The organism is Oscillatoria sp. HE19RPO (assembly GCF_024220515.1).
GTDB lineage: Bacteria > Cyanobacteriota > Cyanobacteriia > Cyanobacteriales > Laspinemataceae > Laspinema.
This window is the reverse complement of the sequence record NZ_JAMXOT010000022.1, coordinates 1-17404: the sequence shown is the minus strand read 5'-3', so window position 1 is coordinate 17404 and position 17404 is coordinate 1. Positions and strand designations below refer to the sequence as shown.

At 47.9% G+C, this 17404-nt stretch carries 16 protein-coding genes; 9 read left to right on the top strand and 7 right to left on the bottom strand.

Annotated features, from left to right (window positions below):
- The first annotated feature begins 297 nt into the window (after positions 1–297).
- Entirely contained in the window at positions 298–1737 is a 1440-nt protein-coding gene (locus NG833_RS02785; protein ID WP_254563813.1) for a cation:proton antiporter, read from the top strand.
- A gap of 336 nt (positions 1738–2073) precedes the next feature.
- On the opposite strand, the gene NG833_RS02780 is transcribed toward NG833_RS02785, so the two are convergent.
- Positions 2074–2460, bottom strand: a complete 387-nt coding sequence (locus NG833_RS02780) for a BON domain-containing protein (RefSeq protein ID WP_254563812.1) — start codon at positions 2458–2460, stop codon at positions 2074–2076.
- Between the two features lie 626 nt (positions 2461–3086).
- On the opposite strand from NG833_RS02780, the gene ilvN reads away from it, so the two are divergent.
- The 3 genes from ilvN to NG833_RS02765 all read left to right on the top strand — a co-directional run bounded on the left by ilvN (position 3087) and on the right by NG833_RS02765 (position 7051).
- Positions 3087–3617, top strand: coding sequence for an acetolactate synthase small subunit (ilvN, locus tag NG833_RS02775; protein WP_254563811.1), 531 nt, complete (start codon positions 3087–3089; stop codon positions 3615–3617).
- Between the two features lie 727 nt (positions 3618–4344).
- Positions 4345–5772 carry a hypothetical protein gene (locus NG833_RS02770; RefSeq protein ID WP_254563810.1) on the top strand — a complete coding sequence of 476 codons (1428 nt, stop codon included), beginning with the start codon at positions 4345–4347 and terminating at the stop codon, positions 5770–5772.
- A 94-nt stretch (positions 5773–5866) separates the two neighbouring features.
- The gene (locus NG833_RS02765) at positions 5867–7051 is read left to right on the top strand and encodes a hypothetical protein (RefSeq protein ID WP_254563809.1); all 1185 of its coding nucleotides are present in this window, start codon (positions 5867–5869) and stop codon (positions 7049–7051) included.
- A 108-nt stretch (positions 7052–7159) separates the two neighbouring features.
- Here NG833_RS02765 and NG833_RS02760 read toward each other — a convergent pair whose 3' ends face one another.
- The 4 genes from NG833_RS02760 to NG833_RS02745 form a co-directional block, all read right to left on the bottom strand.
- Positions 7160–7312: a hypothetical protein gene (locus NG833_RS02760; RefSeq protein WP_254563808.1), complete on the bottom strand. Its 153-nt coding sequence runs from the start codon at positions 7310–7312 to the stop codon at positions 7160–7162.
- A complete protein-coding gene (locus NG833_RS02755; RefSeq protein WP_254563807.1) occupies positions 7309–7539 on the bottom strand; it encodes an addiction module protein in 231 nt (76 codons plus the stop codon). Before NG833_RS02755 ends, NG833_RS02760 begins: the two co-directional genes overlap by 4 nt.
- A 291-nt stretch (positions 7540–7830) precedes the next feature.
- On the bottom strand, positions 7831–8658 hold the full coding sequence (locus NG833_RS02750; protein WP_254563806.1) for a hypothetical protein: 828 nt from the start codon (positions 8656–8658) through the stop codon (positions 7831–7833).
- A gap of 29 nt (positions 8659–8687) precedes the next feature.
- Positions 8688–9329 carry a hypothetical protein gene (locus NG833_RS02745; RefSeq protein ID WP_254563805.1) on the bottom strand — a complete coding sequence of 214 codons (642 nt, stop codon included), beginning with the start codon at positions 9327–9329 and terminating at the stop codon, positions 8688–8690.
- Positions 9330–9797: 468 nt separating this feature from the next.
- Here NG833_RS02745 and NG833_RS02740 point away from each other — a divergent pair, with 468 nt between their 5' ends.
- The gene (locus tag NG833_RS02740; protein WP_254563804.1) at positions 9798–10691 is read left to right on the top strand and encodes a DUF4351 domain-containing protein; all 894 of its coding nucleotides are present in this window, start codon (positions 9798–9800) and stop codon (positions 10689–10691) included.
- A gap of 166 nt (positions 10692–10857) precedes the next feature.
- On the top strand, positions 10858–11103 hold the full coding sequence (locus NG833_RS02735) for a hypothetical protein (protein ID WP_309143828.1): 246 nt from the start codon (positions 10858–10860) through the stop codon (positions 11101–11103).
- Between the two features lie 509 nt (positions 11104–11612).
- On the opposite strand, the gene NG833_RS02730 is transcribed toward NG833_RS02735, so the two are convergent.
- Complete coding sequence (locus tag NG833_RS02730) at positions 11613–12485, bottom strand: VWA domain-containing protein (RefSeq protein ID WP_254563803.1); 873 nt, start codon at positions 12483–12485, stop codon at positions 11613–11615.
- 60 nt (positions 12486–12545) lie between these two features.
- Positions 12546–14174, bottom strand: a complete 1629-nt coding sequence (locus tag NG833_RS02725; RefSeq protein ID WP_254563802.1) for an ABC transporter substrate-binding protein — start codon at positions 14172–14174, stop codon at positions 12546–12548.
- A gap of 236 nt (positions 14175–14410) precedes the next feature.
- Between NG833_RS02725 and NG833_RS02720 the strand changes: the two genes are divergently transcribed.
- From NG833_RS02720 to NG833_RS02710, 3 genes are all read left to right on the top strand, one after another.
- The gene (locus tag NG833_RS02720) at positions 14411–14734 is read left to right on the top strand and encodes a hypothetical protein (RefSeq protein WP_254563801.1); all 324 of its coding nucleotides are present in this window, start codon (positions 14411–14413) and stop codon (positions 14732–14734) included.
- A 106-nt stretch (positions 14735–14840) separates the two neighbouring features.
- On the top strand, positions 14841–15374 hold the full coding sequence (locus NG833_RS02715; RefSeq protein WP_254563800.1) for a GIY-YIG nuclease family protein: 534 nt from the start codon (positions 14841–14843) through the stop codon (positions 15372–15374).
- 70 nt (positions 15375–15444) lie between these two features.
- Positions 15445–17187 (top strand): serine/threonine protein kinase, encoded by a 1743-nt coding sequence (locus NG833_RS02710; protein WP_254563799.1) that lies wholly within the window; start codon positions 15445–15447, stop codon positions 17185–17187.
- Positions 17188–17404: the final 217 nt, after the last annotated feature.

Here is a 17404-nt window from a genome sequence, read left to right as displayed (position 1 = left end):
TTAACTCAGCAGTCTTTTGGAGCCGTAACCAAAGTTGCAGAAGGCATTGGGTCGATTTTGTCCCTCGTCCTCTAGTTCCTAAATTCCTCGTTGATTATAGTAACCATAAGATATTTTGCGATCGGACTCGCTCCTTATGGTTCGACAATAAGAAGACAATAAATCAAGACTGACCCTTTCGGATTACCACCGGGATCAAGATTCTGATCATGACTTGGAAACTTGATTTTTGGGGTCGAGAGCGTCAGTCTTGTAAACAAACCAGGTACATTAGACAGGACGAGTTCTGCAAAATAAATGGCAGAGAGCCTTACATGGGTGAATTCCCTCACCACAACACTTTTTAATTCCTTCCTTGACCAAACTCTACCCCTGCTGGCAACGGCTGGGACCGAAGCGGCCCCAGCCGCTCACTCGGTGAAAGTAGACGAAGCCATCGTCGTAGCGGGAGTGCTACTGAGTTTAGTCGTGATTTACCTCGCCAGCAAAATAGGGGGCGAGATTTGTTCCCGGATTAACCTACCCCCGGTTTTAGGTGACCTTGTGGGCGGTGTCATCGTGGGGGTTTCCGTCCTCAAGCTGATTGTTTTCCCCGAAGGCGGGGAAGATGGCAGCAGTTCTGCGATTATGAGCTTTCTGCAAAGCACCACCAGTTTAGAGCCAGAAGCCATCGTTGCTACCTTTACCGCCCAGAGTGAAGTGATTGCAATTCTGGCCGAACTCGGGGTGATTATTTTGCTGTTTGAAATTGGTCTGGAATCAGAACTCAAAGAACTGATTAAATATGGACCCCAAGCAGCAGTGGTGGCCGTCGTTGGGGTCGTTTTACCCTTTGGCGCTGGAACCCTGGGCTTAATTAGTCTGTTTCATGTTGCCACCATCCCGGCTATTTTTGCAGGGGCGGCCCTGACTGCCACCAGTATCGGGATTACCGCCAAGGTTCTGGCAGAAATTGGCCGTCTGGGTGACAAGGAAGGCCAGATTATTATTGGCGCAGCGGTTCTGGATGATATCCTCGGGATTATTGTCTTGGCCGTCGTCGCTAGTCTAGTCAAAACGGGTGAAATCGAAATCACCAATATTGCCTATCTGATTGTCAGTGCCGGTGCTTTCCTGATCGGCGTGATTATCTTGGGACGCTTTCTGAGTCCCTATTATGTGGCCTTTGTTAAAGAACTCAAGACTCGCGGACCCTTGCTGATTACGGCGCTAATTATTGCCTTTGTCCTCTCTTATGTGGGTGCAGCGATTCGATTAGAAGCCATTCTCGGGGCATTTGCTGCCGGGTTAGTGCTTGGGGAAACGGAAAAACAACAGGAACTGGAGGAACAGGTGGTTCCCCTGGCGGATTTCTTTGTGCCGATTTTCTTCGTGGTAGTCGGTGCCAAAACTAATCTGGGGGTTCTCAATCCGGCGATTCCCAGCAATCGCGAAGGGCTGATTATTGCAGCCTTTTTGATTGTGGTGGCGATTATCGGCAAAGTAATTGCTGGGTTTGCCGTATTTGGTCAACCGGGCATCAACCGACTGGCGATCGGGATTGGCATGGTTCCCCGAGGGGAAGTTGGATTAGTCTTTGCTGGAGTTGGAGTCGCCAGTGGCGCACTCTCTCCGTCCCTAGAAGCCGCGATTATTATGATGGTGATTTTAACCACGTTTGTAGCACCGCCGTTGTTACGAGTTGTGTTTAAAGATCCAGTACCTGAACCGGAAAGTGTGGGATCTGCTCCGAAATGAGCGATCGCTGTTCACTCTGAATCTGGATTGTCGGGTGCGTCAGAGCGAAAGGTTACCCCAGGTAATTAATCGGTTCTGACGCACCCTATCGACCCCTTCTCAAGGGTCAGCATTCATTTTAGATGCGTTATCTCATGATTTTTTAGAGAAACCTGCTGTGGGAAATTATCATTGCACCGATATTGTGGTCACAAGACTTACGCCATCTATAATATTTAGGGTTTGCCTTCCAAAAATGCGTAAGTCTTGGGCAACTCAAAAGCGAAGGGGTATAGCAATGCTATACCCCTTCGCTTTTGAAATTCGTTCTATTTTAGAGTTCCCAAACGGGAAAAATTAGCCAACTTTTACTTCAGTGGTTTTGACATCCTTCGCGCCATAAACCCCACGAGCAATTCCCACGACTCGATCCAAATCGGCTTGGGAAGGAATTTCTCCTTTGAATACCACGGTACTGCCAGTTTGGGCAATCCAGAGACGGTCAAAATCGGTGGTACTGGGATTTTCATCGATCGCGAGGGCAACCCGCTTGGCGAGCCCGCTATCATCATATTCCCCATTTAATCCTAACCGTTCTGGGGGAATGTCTGGTTTTTGGGGTGCGGCAGGAACCGTATAGTTCTGTGCGGGAGCAGAAGGATTGGAGGCTGGGGGTGCTTGAACCGTTGTCTCTTTAGATTTGTCCGGTTTTACGATATTGAATAATTTTTGTAACAAACCCATTTGTCATTGACTCCTAAATTTTCAAGGGTTTCCAGATTTTATGCGAACTTCAGAGTGGTTCTATTCCATCTCTAGGAGGATTTCTCAGCCAGATGCTAGAGCAAGCGGCTGTTCATCCTGGTTCGCCCCATGCTATCTTCCGATAGTGGCTATCATTGTAGCGCTATTCGCTTTCCAGCACCCTAGCACTGAGGACTAGGATGGGGAAGAAGGTCCCAGGCTAAAATGACTGTGGCATTTTTCGGGAGAGATGCTGGGGATCCGGAAAACCCCCCTGGGTTCAAACGCAAGTCTATAAAAACCCACAGGCTGAAGCCTGGGGCGTTTGCGAACAAAGCCTGTCCTGAACTCCGTCGAAGGGCCCGCCTGCGCGGGCTCATCCAGGAATCTGGATCAGAGGAAAACCGCTTACACCAACTAATTTTAGAGATGAAGCTGTCTTGCTGACGGGAGGGGCTTTTTCTGTGGAGGTTAGAGGGTCGGTGGCCCCCAGGATAAATGACCAGAGTTGAGGATTTTGTTAAAAAATTGGGGTTACCCGGCAGGTCAGGATAAAATTAGCTGGCATAGACTAAATGGAATACAAAAAATAGTAGCGATCGCCCTGGTGGTGTCGCGGATGTCCTATGAAACATACTCTGTCTGTTTTGGTGGAAGATGAAGCCGGTGTTTTGAGCCGGATCGCCGGACTGTTTGCTCGTCGCGGTTTCAATATCGAAAGTCTGGCGGTGGGTCCAGCAGAACAATTAGGCATTTCTCGGATTACGATGGTCGTACCCGGGGACGATCGCGTGATTGAACAGCTTACGAAACAACTATATAAGCTGATTAACGTGATTAAGGTGCAGGATATCACGGAGACTCCCTGTGTAGAACGGGAGTTGATGCTGCTGAAGGTGAATGCGAACAGCAATAACCGCGCCGAAATTGTGGAACTGGCTCAAATTTTCCGGGCACGAGTGGTAGACGTGGCGGAAGATTCTTTGATTATTGAAGTCGTTGGAGATCCGGGTAAAATGGTGGCGATCGTCCAGGTCCTCGCCAAATTCGGCATCCGCGAAATTTCCCGCACAGGTAAAATTGCCCTGACTCGCGAATCCGGGGTGAATACGGAGTTTCTCAAGTCGTTGGAAGCGAAAATGTTTCCAATTTCTTAATTACGACTTATGCATTACCTCTAAATGTAGAGGCGATTCGCGAATCGCCTCTACATTTAGGGTTTGTTTTCAAAATATGGGTAAGTCCTGTTAATGCCGGTGCCGGAAATTCATCGGAATCGGACAAAAAAATCAGTGGGTTGATGGAATCGGTGTCTATTGCACGGAGTTCCATCACCCACTCTTGGGGCGATCGCCTGTTTATTGGAAGGCGATCGCTAAATTTTTTTCTCTAAATCAACTCAAAAAAATTGGGCAACACTTCAAAGCGCGCCTGTGAATCATCCCGCCTCAAAGAACAGTCATAACCGATTGAGCCTTATGCTGCCTGTTGTTGTTCTTGCTTCACAACCAACCATTTCCCCGTGTCGGGGTCGCGATAGGTCATAAACGGATTCTGCCGGAGTGGTTTGGTCTGGGTTGCCATTGCAAAAACCTCCCTCAGTTGGTTCTATGTTTATATTATTCTGCAAATAAGCAGGGGAAAGTGATAAGACAAAGGCTAAGATACGATCGCGATCGCATCTTTCCGGTACCTGGCACACTGACAAAACTTGCAAAATAAGTATTTTCTACGGATGACGACTCCCTATTGACCAGGTTATCCTAAAATCAGCTAACAAGCGGGACTTTGGTGCGACTTCCGGAAATAACCTGTAAAGTTAGACTCTACAAGTCGTGCCGTGACTCCCCTTGTTAGCACCTTTTAAAACAGGACTGCTTTAACGTGGACGCCCAGTGGTCAAAACAGGTTTCCCAAATTGAACGGCAAGATTTAGTCATGTTTATTAATGCCTGTCTCTCTTGTACGGGACAGCGCGAATTTTATAGTCATCACAACAGTCAGGGTGTTTCTATTGATTTTTTGCATGACTATATCTTAGGCAATTATCGGTTATTATACGCCCGCACCTTAGCCGCAGGCATCAATCATTTTAATCGCGCCCAAATCATTTTAAAACTGTTGGCAACGGGACGGGATACCCCACCGGAACATCGCCAGGAGGAAGGGGCGTTAATTGCTGCTGCCTTAAATCAATTGCCTCCCCAACGGGCGTGGAAACTTTTAGCAGAAATTCGCCGCCGGGGAATCAATAACCGGCGCAGTCGGGCAATTGTGAGAGATTATATTCAATCTCACCGGGACATCAGCTTTCAAGCGGTGAAATATCGCTCAAAATTACGGGCAGTTGCCATTCATAATCATCTCAAATTAGAGACGGAACTGGCAGCATTTTTATTCGATCCGACGAAAATCAAAGCCTATCAAACGGAGCTTTTCGAGTATTTTCGGAAAGCGAAGTACAATCAAGAGGCGATTTATGCCTTACCCTTAACCGTTGCCGAAGGATTTGCGGCTAAACATGGGATCAAGCGTGAGATTTTCCTCGATCGCATTCAGGAACAGATGACACCGGGGGAAAAATTACGGTTGCAAAAAACAGCCAATCGGGGGAAACAGGAAATTGCGGTGGATTTAGGCCAGATGCCCTTGACAAAATTAGCACTTTATGTGCTATCGTTATCCCGGGCCGAACGAGGCGATCGCTTTGCTATCCTAGATGACGCCCTCGATAGCGCCGCCCGTCGCACTTTACGACGCTCTCCCCTGCATCTGGGACGAGTCGCCACAGTCCTCGATTGCAGTTATTCCGCCTCCGGTTCCTCGGAAAAGCGGCGGCGTCCCCTGGGAATTGCTTTAGCTGCCCATTATCTGCTAAAAGCCGCAGCGCAAGAGTATCGGGCATTTTGGACTATCCCGGGAACCGAGGCGCTGTTGGTGACACCCCGGGGACAAACGGACTTAGCAACGCCGGTATTGGATGCTTTGGAATGGGGTGCGGATTTAGTGGCGATCGTCTCCGATGGCTGGGAAAACGACCCGCCCCGAGGTGCGGCACAAGTGCTGGAGATTTATCGCACTAAGTTAGATAACCAGGGACAGACTGCTATTGTTCATTGTAATCCTGTGTTTGATTCCGATGACTTTTTATTACGCAGTCTCACTCCCGCGATTCCTACGGTGGGATTGCGGGAGGCGGAGGATTTGCCCACCCTGCTGGGATTTGCCCGCTTTGCCGAGGGGACTGCGGAATTAGCGGATTTGGAAGCATATCTGGCGGCTAAGGTGAGGCAATTGTTGGGGGAGGAATAGGGTTAGTATAAAATGTCCCGCAGGCTGAAGCCTGGGGCTATACGGACGAAGCCCGCCTGCGCGGGCTAAGAACACTTTGAGGAGAGGATGGGGTATGAGCAATAAAGTATCATTGTTGGAGAAATTATCTTTGCGCGGGTTAGAGATTGCGCCATCCCAGGTGTATGGAGGGATTCGGTTGGTGCCTTTGTTGCGATCGCATTTCCGCCCGGATTTACGCCTGCGACAGCGCCGTTACCGGGAAAATATCTCCTCGGTGGCAGTCGAGGGAAAGATGCAGGACCCGGAGATGAGCTATATTTCCTATATTCCGCATGGGTTAGTGTTGTCCTGGGATGAGGGGACAACGGATGTGGCATTCGGGACGCAATTGCAGGGACGGGATGGCAAAGTGATGGATTATGGTTGTGCGAAAGTGCGACTAATGCACCGGATGGCGAAACGGGAAAGCGAGAATTCCCTGAGATTTCTGCCCTTGCATTTAGCAATGGAGGGATTTTTGGGGATGTTCTTTTCCGGACCGGCGATCGCATGGCAGGAGTATTCCCGGCAAGCGCTATCCGAGGGATTGGGGACGCGGGGGGAGATGTCATACAGTGGACGGGCAGTCGGGGGATTTGCCGACGCCTTGCGGGTGTTTGAAATTCACGAGAATCAAGTGGGAGTGTTGGTGTTTGTTGCCGATGCGATCGCCTCTGCCTTTATCGTTCCCAACCCCCAAGATTATCGCGCTTTACATAGCAGTTTGTTGGAAGATTTTTATGGAGAATTGATTTTTCAATATGGGTTACTTTATGATACCCCATTGCCGATGGATGTTGCCATTGAAGCGGATAAAATCCAGAATTTGGAGGAGTTAAGGAAAGCGGTGGCTGAGATGCGATCGCACTGGGGAAAGTTCCACGGATTTATGGCAGGGGATTTATTAGGGCGATCGTTAAAGAGTCAGCGAGTTTACACCTTAGAAACCTTTGGACTACAACGGTTTATCACCGAACTCGAACCCAAGGGAGAGAATCATATCGGAGAGGCGATAATTTCAGAAGACGGAGAGATTCAATATTTAAAAACCTATCGCTTATCCGCCGCCCAAACCCGCCGTGTCTATTTGTTAAGTCAGTTAGCGAAACATGACTGGAATTTAGAAATAACCGCCCGAGAATTGGGACAGAGTAAGGATGAATTAGTCTTGCGGTTGGAGAAGGCCGGGTTTGGGTATTTGTTGAAGCAAAATCTGTTAGAAGTAGCGCGGAAGAATCAGAAGAAAGGCCGGAGGTAGCGATGCCGATTAACAATACCTCCGGTCCCCTCCCCTTGGCAAGGGGAGGGGACCGGAGGTATTGTTAAGCGTAAAAAACCTACTCTTGTTACAAATCCTTTAGGATTGCTATATAATCGGCCAGCGATCGGGTGCGCTAACGATGCGAAATATAGAGCGCTCTATAATATCGATAAAATCTTGGTGTTTGTCGTACTGGGCAAAAAATTGTACAGCTTCTGCATATTGTTGGAGGGCAGTGGGGTGAAATTCATATTTCATTGGCCGAATTGTTGCCGGATTTGAGCCAGGGCAACATCTCCAGGAATGGTTTGGACTTTTCCGCTTTCAATCTCCGCAATTCGTGCTTGGGCTTTCTGCATTCCCTCGCGCAAAAGGTCTTGATCCAGTGAGTCAGTCATGCTTTCCATGATTTTGTCAATCAAGAGCGCCTTGTCTGCATCGGATAATGCCAGGGATTCTGAAATGAGTTGGTCTAAAGTTAACATTGGAATGTTCTGGGCAAAGAAATTAGTTAGATTTTAGCCTATATTTTAGCATATAGCAGTTCTTCCAAAGAGTGCGATATGCCCGCACTCCAAACCGACGGCGACCCCGCTTCGACCCCCTTCGACTCCCCCTTCGACGGGTTCAGGGCTCAGGGGTTGTGGGATACACTGAGAATTGTAGTAATATTACTACATTTTAACCCTTCGACGGGCTCAGGGTTCAGGGGCGGTGGGATACACTGAGAATTGTAGGAATATTCCTACATTTTAACCCTTCGACGGGCTCAGGGTTCAGGGGCGGTGGGATACCCCTAAAAATCCATATCGATTCACTAAGTCTTGATAATCAGGAGCATCCACCCCTAAAAACTCCCCAGGAATGTCTTCTTCCAGACGGTGGAGAAAGGCAGATAAGCGAGAACCATTCAGTTGTGCCAGTTTAGTATTATCGCGCTGTTCTCCCCAGGAAAGCGGTGCATAAATATCGACATCCAGTCCAAAGGTTAACCAAATTGGACTCGGGGTGGTCGTATCTAATTCTCCGTCATCATCAAGTTCTACAAAAATAGAAATATTCCCCCCAGATTTAATGGCTAATTCTTCGGGAATGTCGCGATCGCCCGGTGTCAAGCATTGCAAGGTTAAAGTAAAATCTATATTTACTACATCATCGGTTTTTGTCAACCAGTTTCTTAATTTTAACCTAGATTGTGTGCCTTGCCAATCCTCGATTACAAACGTTTCTTCTCCGCAACTGCGGGTATCGACAGTAACATCCTCAACCCGCGCAAAGTCATCGAGTGTCTTTACTAACCGTTCGATTCTCTCGACTATCCACAAGCGACGGATTGAGGGGTCAGTCAGAAGTAACCGTGCGAGTCTCTTACCCATCGGCAAGGGACTGTTCGAGTGACTATTCAGAAATTTTTCTAGGGGAGACTTGACAACTAAATTATCAGGCAAATCCCTTAGACCTCTTCCTCCGAATATTGACAAGGGAGTGAGCGAGGAATTAGGCAGAAATTCTTCTAGGGTAGACTCGACAAATAAATTATAATTCCAATCTATCAGACCGCTTCCTCGTCGCCAAGTGGTTTGAACATTTTGGTGATTATTCATAGGTTTAGACTTTATAAAAATAGTTATCTTTATTCAGGAAAGGTTTTGATGATTTGATGATTTTCGGTGCGACTAAACTCTACCAGCAGTTCTCCATTTCCATAAATTGCGACTCGCCGCAAGCTCCTCATTTGATTAGAGCGAAAATCTTGTAAAATCCACCCTGCGACTGTCTCCGGTTCGTTGAGTAGAATAGCAGAAAAATCCTTTTCGGCATTCTCGTAAAGCTGCATTTCCAACGAACCCGTAATTCCATAAGTTAGACCTGATTTTTTAAGCTGTTTGTTCGCTTGTCTAATTTTCTTTTTAATCCATTGATCCCATCCTGCGCTTGCACTAACGTTGGTGGTTTTAACTGTGGTTTTTATTTCAGTAATTTCCGATTTGAGGGGTTCCCCCTGATTGAGGTAAACTGCATAGTCGGGTATTTTAACATTTTTCTGAACCGATTCAGGTATAATTTCGACCGATCGCCCTAAGCTAAAGATTTGCCTCTCTAAAAAGGTGATTTCACCTTTGGCCCCAATCTGACCCAGCTTAACTTCGTTGGCTAGGTCATTTAGCTTTTTGTCGATTATAGCATCGCTTCCGACTAACAAACCTGAATTTTTCAAAGAATTCAGCCGGTTGTCTATATCATGATTCTCGGGTAATTGCCTATAAATGGGCATTCTCAAGGGTTTCCTGGCAATGATTCACTTTGAATATTGCCCTAGTTTACCAGGGTCTTGAGAAATTCGTGACTCCTCAACTTTGGACCGAGTGAGGAATTTTTGCTTGAACTGGCGCGGTTGAGTCTCTGTAGAGTGGATGGGGTCAAAGATACTAACAGAACCCATCTCTCTTATGCTGCCTGCTGTTGTGGCTTGATTACCAGCCATTGTCCCGTGATGGGGTCGCGATAGGTAACGTAGGGATTTTGCCGCAGTTGTTTGGGTTGAGTTGCCATTTCTATAACCTCCTGATTTGGTTTGTATTTATCCTATCGGTGGGATTGGGGGGAGGGGGTGATATTGATAAATCGGAGAGGCGATCGCGATCGCCTCCCCACATTCCTCCCATCACAGACACTTCCCTCCAAATCAGAACAAAAACCGGCCATTTTCTGATACAATAAAATCAGTTAAACCCGCTCAAAAATGACCCGTTTTGTTTACGACCAATTTGCAAAACAATATCTAACTGAACTGTTAAGTCCATTTGGAGAAGTAGAAGCGAGTCGGGCGATCGCAGCGGAAGTGCGGGAAGTCGATGTCATTTTTTCTCCGGCATCGGACCACCCCCCGGAAGTCGCTATCCTAGGACTACTGGGAAGACTCGCCACCACTGCCGCTATCTTTGAACCCTTTCGCAATGCAGTTCAGCCCGGAGAGATTCGCAGTTGTCTGAGCAAACTTTTTGAACTTTACAACGAATTTGACCGCCAAGCCAACCGGGAAAATACCCGACTCAACGAAGCGCAACTACCCCACCTCTGGATCCTATCTCCCACGGTTTCCCAGGCCGTGTTAAGCGGTTTTAAAGCCGAACTGGATGTGGAAAACTGGGGGGAAGGCATCTATTTTCTAGGGAAGTCCTTCAAAACCGGCATAGTCGTCATTCACCAATTACCCAAGACCCCCGAAACCCTGTGGTTGAGGATGTTAGGGAAAGGTAAGGTTCAAAAACAAGCCATTACTGAACTGCGGGAACTCCCCGAAGACAATCCCTTTCGAGTGCAGACGCTAGAATTACTCTATAATCTGCTCACGATTTTAGAAGTTCGTCAAGATTTAGAGACGGAGGACCAATCGTTAATTATGGAACTTTCACCACTGTATTTAGAACGGTTAGAAAATGCCAATCAACGGGGTATCCAACAGGGTGAACGCCTGATGGTTGAAAAGATGCTCAAAGCCAAGTTTGGGGAGGTTGATGGGGAATTATCCGCCATCATCGACGCCTTACTGCTGATTCCACCTTTGGACATGATGGAGTTAATTTACCAACTTTCTTGGGAGCAACTGTTGGCGCGAGTGCGGAATGAAAATTAACAACTGCTTAGGGTGATTAATGACTCTCGGGGGAGACTCTACCGAGAGTTTTTCCAATATGAATAAGGAGGTTAAGCCTCCTTTTTCGCAGTCCCAAGGCGAGCCTAGGAACGAGTTTATTTTAAAAGTTCGTCAAGATTTAGAGACGGAGGACCAATCGTTAATTATGGAACTCTCACCACTGTATTTAGAACGGTTAGAAAATGCCCGTCAACAGGGTTTCCAACAGGGCATAGTACAGGGGAAACGCCTGATGGTTGAAAAAATGCTCCAAGGCAAGTTTGGGGAAGTTGATGCGGAATTATTTGCAATCATTGACGCCTTGCTGTTGATTCCACCTTTGGAAATGGGTCAGTTAATTCTCCAACTTTCTCGGGAGGAACTGTTGGCGCGAGTGCGGAATGAAAATTAATAGTTTGGGTTGATTAAAGACTCTCGGGGAGTGACTCTCCCGAGAGTTTTTTACAGATGAAGAAGGAGGCAGAGCCTCCCAAAAAGCATTCCTAGGCAGAGCCTAGGAACGAGTTTTGGGGGTGATGGTTAATTTTTGTTATTTTATGGATTTATTAAAGAAATCAGGGGATTGATTGGGTCTATTTTTCAGGGTTATTAGAGGAAATAACTTAGACCGATCGCCTCTTATGCGGCTTGTTGTTCTTCTTTCAATACTAACCATTGGCCGGTGATGGGGTCGCGATAGGTGCTATAGGTGTTTTTCCGCAGTTGTTGGGTTTGGGTTGCCATGATGAATTACCTCTGGATTGCTTTGCTTCTGTATTTATAGTAGTAGGGCAATGGAGGGGGTGGGGTGATTGGAGTAAACCGGAGAGGCGATCGCGATCGCACCTTGAGCTTATCTCCCTCACAGACACCCTTCTCAAACTGGCAGGTTGGCATCCCTACAACTCCCCAAACTCCGGATTAGCAAGGATTTCCAAAGGGGATTCCAAATCCTTTCCAAATGGCAATCAGGGTGACTACGGTCCAAAATAAAGCGTTACCGAGGGCAATTTGACCGCTTAGGGTCATGTCTAATCCCATGATTCCTTGGAACAGCCAGCGATCTAAGGGGAGGGTGAGGGTCCACATTAAAAAGATGAAAGCCCCAGATAACCAAAACATCACCCAGCGCAAGTTACTGTTAAAATCTCGGAAAAAGGTTTGGGTAAATAAAAGCTCAAGGTTACTCGCTTCTGCGGATAGATAAAGTCCATCGGTTAAGCGGGTGGCTTTTTGCAGTTCATCGGAGTTTGAACTGCCAACAATGACGGCATTAATTTTAACATTTTCTGCTTGAGCATTCTGGATGACGGTATCATTAATTGGGGCAATTCCATCGGTGACGAGGAGGAGTTCTCGGCAGCGGTTTTCAATGTTGCTTAAGGCGCGGGTTGTCTGTTGAATGGCTAGGTTTAAGTTGGTTCCGCCTCCGAGTTCTTGTTCTAGGGTTGGTTGTTGACTGGAGGTGTTGAATTGAGCTTCGATTTGGTCGTTATCGGGGGTAAAGTCGGTGGTGAGGGCGCGAATGTCGCTGGCAAAGCCGAAGACTTGGATGGCGTTGGGTTTTTTGAGGGTTTGATTTTGATTGATATAGGATTGGACGGCTTGAATTTCTTGTTGACGGACGATGCCGGAGGTGCTGCCGCTATAGTCGATCGCGATCGCCACGGCAACGGGAGGTCTTCCAAATCCTAATAGCCCGGATAAAGCGGCAACAATGGCACAGCCTATCATGAAGATTAAGGGAATTTGAAATAAGGGGTACTGCCAGATTTGACGACGGGAACGAATCATGGTATTGTTAGCGGGTAATTGAGTGATATTTTTAGCCCAAAATTAGCGAAAATCGCTGTTTTAAATGGGTTCAAATTGATAGCGATATCCGGCGCTAGTACCGGGAACAGCTTGGACTAGGGGAATGCGGTCAAATAGGCTGAAATCTGTGGCAGTTCCAGCGATCGCAATGCCGTTTTGTAGCAATTGTGAGGTTTCGGCCCTTGTGGGTTGTTGGGTGATGGCATTGGCTAGGGCTTGGGTGGTATCATAAGCGGTGGCAGTCCGCCAACTGACTCTCCCTTGCCAAATATTGGTCGCTTGTGAGGCAAAGGCATCTCCTTCTTGCCAGCGCCAGGGGACAGCGAGGACTAAGCCGTTGATGGCGGCATCTCCGTCTTTGAGGATATTAGGATTATATAATTCATCTCCCCCCAGCAGAGTGAGAGGGGTTCCGGCATTGGCGTTGGCTTGGGCGATCGCCACGGCAGTTTGCACTTTGTTCTTACTCAGGGCTAAAACCCCCACATTGGCCCCGAGTTGGGCTGCATCACTCACTTCGGTTTCCGGATTAAATCCCCCTTGAGTAATATCAACCTCTTTCACCACTTGACCCGGGGTTTGCACTAAGGCAGCTTTGAAGGCATCTTTTAATTGCTGACTGTAAGGACTATCCGAGTTATAAAAGACGACGACAGCAGGGGAAGAAACATTTTGTTCCGCGTAAGTGGCGAGGGTTTTGCCGACTCCTTCTAAATAGTTGGCAAACAACTCATTGGCTTTTTGAGCGATGGAGATAGTTTGCAAGATAGATTCACCGGGAACGGTACTGGAAATACTGGTACTAATGGGGGATAAAACCGCTAATTGGGCGCGTTCATAGCGGGCGATCGCCTCCCGAGAGGCAGCATCCACCCCATGTCCCATCACCCCCAAAACATTGGGCGATTGAATCAAATCTTCCGCTAGGGAAGGAGCTTTCCCCGGTTCTGATTCATTGACAATCACCACCTCTAACAATCGTCCTGGCAATTGCGGAGAATTGTTATACCGTTCTTGTTGTAATGCCACTCCCCGCAATACTTCTTTCGCTGAATTTTCACTGGCAGAAATGGGAACAACCACCGCAATGGTCAGGGGATTTCCGGCTTGTTTAGCCTTAGAATTATTAAAATAAATTTTGGCTTCCGGGTCGTTGGGGTCAGTTTCTGCCGCTTGCTGATATTGGACGACTGCTTCGGTCCAATTATCCTGACTAAATGCAGTCGCCCCGGCTGCTTTTTGGTTAAAATTAATCCCAGGATTAAAGAGAATCTTTTCTCCCTGACTAATCAGTTCCGCATTGACTGCCGTTTGACTCACCTTTGCTAACGGATCGACTGCCCCAGGGGAGACGGCAACAGTCTCGGAAGTGCTCTCTACCACTTCGGGATCCCGAGTTCGTCCGAACAGATACCAGGCACTTGCGCCCAGTAATAACAGAATCAGGGCGATCGCCACCAATCCAGGCAGATTCGACCCCCTGCCGCCAGATAGGACCGTTTTACTGCCCCGGGAAGACTTTTTCCCCGTCATCGCCTCCCGAGGTAACCCACAGATCATACAGTCCGGGGTGTAGTTTTCCTGGGGAGGGTGGGGGCCAGAACAATTCGGATAATGCTGCCCATTTTTCGGGACTCCATCACAGATCCAACTTTTTGGTGCACTCACCTTAGACAACCTCTCTACTCTCAATATGCTGTTCTTATTCTAAAAGTTAGAATCACCAAAATCCCCCGCTACTCCGCAATCAATCTCCCCCAACCCTCCACAACTCCGGCCCAAAGGGGAACTCTTGCCATAAGATAGGTTAAGGGTTAAGGGCATTGCAGCCCATTCAAGGGTCCCGGACCACCCCGGTGTTTCCCTCAACCCCAATTCAGTTGTCGTCATTACCAGCAATTCTTATGGGTCTTAAAATTGTTCAAAACTTTGGGGGCAGCTTTACCCTCAACCCCGAAGCCAAATCGGTTCTATTTGAGTTATTAAATAGCCCCGAGTTTGTTCATCAAGTTGCTGAGGCCGCTCAATGCCATCAAGTAGAGTTTACTGAGTTAATGTTCCAACCTGTTCCCTATAGTGAAGAGACTCCCAAGGGAATGCCGAGCGAGTTTGAACCCTACCACGAATCCGACGATTACCTTATAATTAATGTCCCTCCTAACTTTATGTTTAAAGCCAAAATTTTCAACCCCAGCCGCATCTGTGTGGTCTATCGCAAACTCAGTTAAAATCATCCCTAAACCCTGGGGATCATCTGGAGGGGGAACGCCACGACACCGATCGCCCGTGTTCCCCCTCGTTCAAATCAAAGAATTTTTTTTCTGGATATCACTTATGACCGATATTTCACCCCTGTCTACTCTCGAATTTTTACCCTATCTTGATGATGAGGGAAACTGCAACAGCGATTTTACCGGCAAGGTCGGGGTTTATGCCATTTTTGATGGAGAAAAAACCTTACAATATATCGGATATTCCCGAGATATTGCTTTGAGTCTGAAACAGCACCTGATGCGAAAACCGAACAGTTGCTATTGGATTAAAGCCCAAACGATTGAGCGCCCGAGTCGGACAATTTTAGAAGAAATCCGGGCCGCATGGATTGCAGAAAATGGGCAGACACCGCCAGGGAATGGCCCAGATGAAGCTCAATGGACGCAGGCGATCGATGTTAAACCCCTGATGACCGATGAGGAACGTGAAAAATATGAAAAATCCATCGACGAACTCACCCAGATGAAACTGTTAAAACAGGTGTCACGCCGTGTGGAAGCGGATTTGTTAGCGGTCCTGGCGTCTCGGGGACTTAAAGAGGCCATTCGCTTTAATCCCAAACTCAAAGAAAGTGGTTTGCTAGACTTAAAATAATCCAGGGTTGTACTGTATTATTTACACCAATCCTGTGTTTTTCCTTCTAACCCCTACTCTGTCAAATTCCATGAACTCGGTACTGCTCAATAATCGCTATCGTATTCTTCAAGAATTAGGGATGGGTGGATTCGGCCAAACTTTTTTGGCAGAAGATACCCAAATGCCCTCTAAACGTCGATGTGTCATTAAGCAGCTTAAACCCGTAACTGGCAATCCCGCTGTTTATCAGATGGTCCAAGAACGATTTGCGCGGGAAGCGGCAGTTTTGGAACAATTGGGGGATGGAAATACTCAAATTCCCAAGTTGTTTGCCTATTTTGAATTAGAGGGACAATTTTATCTAGTTCAAGAATGGATTGAGGGGGGTACTTTAACTAAAAAAGTCAAAACGGTTGGGACCTTGAGTGAGGCGGAGGTGCGATCGCTCTTAACGAAAATTCTCCCGGTCCTCACCTATGTCCATAGTTTCCGCATCGTCCATCGGGATATTAAACCGGATAATATCATGTTGCGGCCCTCGAACCCGGGCGGTTTTTCCCCGGGTGAGGATATACCTGTCCTGATCGACTTTGGGGCGGTGAAAGAAACAATGGCAACGGCGATGAGTTCTTCCGGGGGAGTTACCAACTCGATCGCCATTGGCAGTCCCGGGTTTATGTCGGCGGAACAAGCTGCCGGGAGACCCTTGTATTCTAGTGATTTGTATAGTTTAGGACTCACAGCGATTTATATGCTTACCGGGAAAATTCCCCAGGAATTTCCCACGGATCCGGCAACAGGTGAGATCCTGTGGCGGTCCTTTGCACCCACAGTGAGTCCCGGTTTAGCGATGGTTCTCGATCGCGCCATTCGGTTTAATCCCCGCGATCGCTTTCCCACCGCACAAGAGATGTTGGATGCCTTAAAACCCGATGTCAACTCTCAAGTCGCGACAGTCGCTGTCGCCCCGGGAAACCCTGCACCCATACCCCCTTCTCAAGTCGCTACGGTCCCCGTTGCCCCAGCAAATCGTGGCCCCGTATCCCCTTCCCCCTACGGACAATCATCGCCTCAACCGCCCGGTATTTCCCCAAGGGCAGTCGGCATTGCTGCGGCAGTGTTAGCGGTATCCTTTCTCATCGGATTTGGCATCGCCCAAGACAGAATGTCATCGGATACCCCGATCGCGACACCCCCTGCCAACAATCCCCCTCCGGTTTCTCCTAACCCACCACCCACACAAACTCCCCCCATTATTTCCCAACCCACCACTCCAGAAACCCCTCCGGTGGTTGTTCCCCCAACGGAACCGGAAACGCCTCCCGTGGTTGTCCCTCCCTCGGAACCCGAACCTCCGGTGGATGAAATCCCGCCTACAGAACCGGAAACGCCTCCAGTGGTTGTTACCCCAACGGAACCCGAACCTCCGGTGGATGAAATGCCGCCTGCGGAACCGGAAACGCCGGATAATACCCCCGAACCCACAGAACCTGTAGGCGATCGCCCAACTCCGGAAGAGTCCATCAGCGACTACTATGCTAATATTAATAACCGCAACTATTCCCAATCCTGGAACCAACTCGATCCGCGATTTCAAACCAATCAATCCGGAGATTATAATACTTACACCGACTGGTGGAATAGTGTGCGCCGGGTGACTGTTAATAATATTAATGTCGTCGCCAGTACCCCCTTTTCTGCCATTGTAGACACTTCATTAACCTATATCATGGAAGAAGATAGCAGATTGTCCAATGAAACCCTGAGAATGTCCCTAATCTGGGATGAAGAAACCGGCACATGGGCGATCGAACAAACCAGTCGCCTATAACTTCTCTTAGTTCGTAGTAACGACTTCAGTCGTTATCTTCCCAGTTCGTAGTAACGACTTCAGTCGTTATCTTCCCAGTTCGTAGTAACGACTTCAGTCGTTATCTTATCTATGTTCGTAGTAACGACTTCAGTCGTTATCTTATCTATGTTCGTAGTAACGACTTCAGTCGTTATCTTATCTATGTTCGTAGTAACGACTTCAGTCGTTATCTTAT